General features: G+C 31.0%; 3 protein-coding genes and 1 riboswitch. Of the genes, 1 reads left to right on the top strand and 2 read right to left on the bottom strand.

Features of this window, described 5'->3' with window-relative positions; genetic code table 11:
- Window positions 1–13 precede the first annotated feature (13 nt).
- Complete coding sequence (locus JJE11_RS14560) at window positions 14–1,897, bottom strand: nucleoside-diphosphate sugar epimerase/dehydratase (RefSeq protein WP_291636880.1); 1,884 nt, start codon at window positions 1,895–1,897, stop codon at window positions 14–16.
- Between the two features lie 62 nt (window positions 1,898–1,959).
- Window positions 1,960–2,793, bottom strand: a complete 834-nt coding sequence (gene rfbD, locus JJE11_RS14565; RefSeq protein ID WP_291636882.1) for a dTDP-4-dehydrorhamnose reductase — start codon at window positions 2,791–2,793, stop codon at window positions 1,960–1,962.
- A gap of 285 nt (window positions 2,794–3,078) precedes the next feature.
- A riboswitch (cyclic di-GMP riboswitch) is annotated at window positions 3,079–3,195 on the top strand.
- A gap of 18 nt (window positions 3,196–3,213) precedes the next feature.
- Here rfbD and JJE11_RS14570 point away from each other — a divergent pair.
- Window positions 3,214–4,578, top strand: coding sequence for a right-handed parallel beta-helix repeat-containing protein (locus JJE11_RS14570; protein WP_291636884.1), 1,365 nt, complete (start codon window positions 3,214–3,216; stop codon window positions 4,576–4,578).
- Window positions 4,579–4,929: the final 351 nt, after the last annotated feature.

Here is a 4,929-nt window from a genome sequence, read left to right on the forward strand (position 1 = left end):
CTTGCTTACTTGCTTACTTGATTACTGTCGTTGCTACCTCTTCATCTACTCCAGTGCCAATTTCCCTACAATAAGTAGGCACAATCTCGCCAATCTTACAAATTAATCCTTCAACATCATCTTCTTCAATAATTTCCTTAAGTTCCTTCATTTTCTCTTTCATCACGCCTAAATCGCTAAATGTCGGTTTCCCAATAAAAATTTTTTCATGCTTAGTATTAGTAAGTCCTTCTTCACTCATTAGTAGCTCTTCATAAAGCTTTTCGCCTGGCCTTAGTCCTGTAATCTCTATTTTAATATCATTATTAGGAACGAACCCTGAAAGCTTTATTAAATCCCAAGCTAAATCATATATTTTAACAGGCTGTCCCATATCTAAAACAAAGATTTCTCCACCTTCGGCATATGCACCAGATTGAAGTACTAATTGTGCTGCTTCTGGTATGGTCATAAAAAACCTTGTTATATATTTATTAGTTAGTGTAACTGGACCACCACGCTCTATTTGTTTTTTAAATAACGGTATAACAGACCCATTACTTCCTAATACATTACCAAATCTCACTGCTACAAAGTGTGTTTCACTTATTTTGTCTATAGATTGTATAATCATTTCACACATTCTCTTGGTGGCACCCATAACATTAGTTGGGTTTACTGCTTTATCTGTGGATATCATGACGAACCTTTCTACATTAAATCTATGTGCACAATCTGCCACATTAAATGTTCCGAACACATTGTTTTTTATAGCCTCCATGGGACTGTCTTCCATTAGGGGTACATGTTTATGAGCCGCTGCATGAAAAACAATATCAGGTGTGTACTTTTTGAACATACTATCGAGGCGACCTTTATCTCTAACAGATCCTATTAATACTTTCAAATCTAGTTTGGGGTATTTATACTTAAGTTCCATTTGTAAATCATAAGCATTATTTTCATATATATCGAAAATAATTAATTGTTTAGGATCGAATTTTAAAATCTGTCGACACAATTCAGAACCAATAGAACCTCCGCCCCCTGTTACTAATATAGTTTTATTGTGAATATAACTCTCGATGCCTTTCATATCAAGTTGAACTGGGCTACGTCCAAGTAAATCCTCAATATCTACTTTCCTAATTTGATTTAAGGAAACTTTGCCGTTTATTATTTCATACATACCAGGAATTATCTCTATGTTGCAATTTGTTTTCTTACATATTTTCAAAATTTGTTTTTTATCTTCATCCTCTATAGTTGGAATAGCTATAAGTATAGTTTCTATAGCTTTCTCCCTTGCTATAGTAGGTATGTCTATTCTGTTACCAAGAACCTTTACTCCCATAATGTTTTTACCTTTTTTATAAGGTTCATCATCAACTACAGCTACAGGCATATATTTACTTTGACTACTACTTTTCATTTCTTTTATTACTAGAGCTGCAGCTGCCCCAGCACCAACTATCATTACTCTCTTTCGGTCGCCTTTACTAACATCGCGATTTACAATGCTTTCAAACCTACCGTATACTCTAAATGACATTCTAAACCCAACTATAAAAATAATACTAAAAGCACAAGCTATAATACTTACTCCATAGGCAAAACTATGTCCAACAATCCTAATAAAAGCAATAGTAGCAATATTAGCAGTAAGACATGCACCAATGGCCAACATAAATTCATCTATACTGGCATAGTTCCAAAGGCTTTCATAAAGCTTAAATATATAAAAACAAGCTATGTAGATAACCGTTACAATTACCGCAATCTCCTTATAATTATTAGAATAAAACTTAAAATTACTAAAATTATATCTAAAATATAAAGCTAATATATATGATAAGTTTATTAACACTGCATCACTTAGTATTAGTATTGGCTTTTTCCATTTCCCTAAGACTTTCATTTTATCCACCTCTTTTGAGTTTTTCAAAATATCTAAATTCTTTTGATCTACCCTATATTATATTATTTTAAATACTCATTGATTGCTTCCTGCCATGTCCTAGTTATATCTCCAGTAGTTAACTCCATCATATAATTTCTAAGTACTGAATATTCAGGTCTTTTTGCTGGTCTTGGAAATTCATCGGTGCTACAAGGCAAAACTTCTGTAGTTATACCTTTAAGTCTAAATATTTCTTTAGTGAATTCATACCATGTGCATTCCCCTTTACATGTACAATGAAAAAGTCCATAGTTTTTATCTTCTATGAGCTTTATTATAACTCTAGCTAAATCAACTGTACTTGTAGGTGTTCCTTTTTGGTCATTAACTACTTTTAATGTTGTATTTGTTTTGCTTAAATTTATCATGGTCTTTACAAAATTATTTCCATCTCCGTAAAGCCATGCAGTTCTAACTATATAATGCTTAGCATTATGATTCTTAACTAATATTTCTCCCTCAAGCTTTGTTTTTCCATAAACAGTTTGTGGGTTTACTGGATCAAACTCTGTTAGTGATTGATTATTATTACCATCAAAAACATAGTCTGTTGATACTTGAACAATTTCTGCTCCAATGACATTTGCGGCTGTGGCTAAGTTTTTAGGGCCTATTGTATTTACCTTATATGCCATTTCTATTTGCAACTCACACTTGTCCACAGCCGTAAATGCAGCACAATTGATAATCACATCAGGTTTGTTTTTATTTACAAAATTATATACTTCCATAATGTTTGATATATCTAAATCTGATTTACCCGCAAGTATTAACTCAATGCCTTTCTTCTCTTTATATTGAATAGCTAATTCTCGTCCTAGTTGGCCATTAGCTCCTGTAATTAATATCTTCATAATTCATTCTCCTCTTTAGCTTATTATGTCTTTAAAGCGATAACTTTATTATCCCTTGTAAAACATCATTAAAATAAAACTCTCAGAATTAATTTTCTAATAGTTTCTTTATATAAATTATACCCCATTTTAATAATTAATTGAAGAAAATTTAAAGAATAGTGGATTACTAACGATAATGGGAATAGGTAATTTACACATTCTTTTATTATAACATTAATAATCAACCACATTTATAAAAAATACATTTTAAGGAGGTAACACTAATATTATAAATATGACTTTTACCTAAAATAGCAACCTTACTTACAAGTAAGATCTTACTTACAAGTGAGCTCTTACTTACAAGTGAGGACGCAAAGCTGAAGGACCTTACTTATGTATGGTAGCCTAGCCACCGAATAAAAGGAGTGAATTGATATGTTAAAGAATAATTTTAAAAAAAGTATAACCGCAATCATAATATTAATTTCTTTATCAAATGCTAGTTACTTTCAAACTACAACAAACGCTGCTGACCTAACAGTCAATTCTTCTAGTCAATCCACTTCAATTGATAGCCCAACTATAATAGATTCTAAAACTTATGGTTTGGATATAACAGGATTATCAGATACCTCAGCCGCATTTCAAAAAATGATAGATTCGCAACCGAGTGGTGCTATAATAAAATTACCAAAAGGTATATATAAATTTTCTAGCGTTGTTAAATTAAAAGATAATTTGAACTTGGTCGCTTCTAATGATGTTATAATCAAAGGTATCGAAAAAAACACTTTATTTTCCACAGGTAATGTTAACAGCTTTGAGGGTATAGAATTTCAAAATTGCTCAACAGCTTTAAGTGTTTTTCAAAAGAGCGACATTAAAATAATAAACTGTAGATTCACAAATAACATTGGTCATTCCGCAATTAATTTTTATGGTTCAAGTGATTCCTTAGTTATAAATTCATATTTCTATGATATACGAAAATATGGAATTTTAATTGATAACGATAGTTCTAATATTACAATAGATAACAATAATTTTGATAACTCTAAAGTTTTTGGAGGCTATAGCCATGAACAAATAAGCGGGCATGTTTATTGTTTAAATGGAAGCAACATCTCCGTCACAAACAATATTTTGAAAAACAGTGGTGGACAAGGTATAATATTTGGTTACAATTCAACAACTGGAAAAGGCACGACTAATTCTGTAGCAAGCAATAATCAGTGTATAGGCAATGGACAGGAAGGCATCACAATTTACGGTGGTAGCAAGAAGGTAAGCAGTGCAAATTCTATTATAGGAAATACCTCTAAAAATAACAGATTTAATCAAATAGAAGTATGGCAGGCTAATAATAACATTGTTAAAAACAATATAGTAGAAGAATCATTATCCGGCATCGGTAATTTAGGAGCAATATGTCTGTTTGCCACAACTGGAACAACCGTTACAGGAAATAAAGTATTGTCTGCGCAAAGTAATGGTATAGCAATAATAGCAGGAACATCAAATTGCACCGTATCAGCTAATATTGTAGCTAATACAAATAAGCAAAATACTATTAATACACCTGAAAAAGGTAATGGAATATTACTTGACTGGAATGGGGTAGCAGATCCTCAATATATAACTATCGAAAATAATAAAGTTAGCTCAAGTAGTGGAATTATAGCTAAGAGTGCTGTATACTCGACTTCTAATACCAATCATCATAATAAAATAAGCGCTAATATATCGAACGGGTACAAATATGGAGTTCATTGGTATGCTTATATGACATGTGAAAAATAATAATTTATACTAGCTAAAATCATTTTTATCATCATTATTTAAATCATCATTTACGTAGCTGTAATATTGAAGGCTTCAGAAGGAGAATTATACTCCTACTGAAGCCTTTTTCGTTTTAGGGGTGATAACAATTATGAATAGTTGTTAAACTAACAACCAAACTAAACTTAATTGATTGTAATAATGTTATAATTAAATTGATGCACAATATATAGCAACCGACATAAAAGGAGTGAATTAATATTTTAAAAAATATTATTAAAAAAATCATAATTTCATTAATTACATTAATTTCTATATCAAATATTAGTTTTTTTCTACCTACTACAAATGCTGCTGATTTAACAGCAA

Origin of the sequence: Clostridium sp. (assembly GCF_016650095.1) — a bacterium.
Classification (GTDB): Bacteria; Bacillota; Clostridia; order Clostridiales; family Clostridiaceae; genus Clostridium_AD.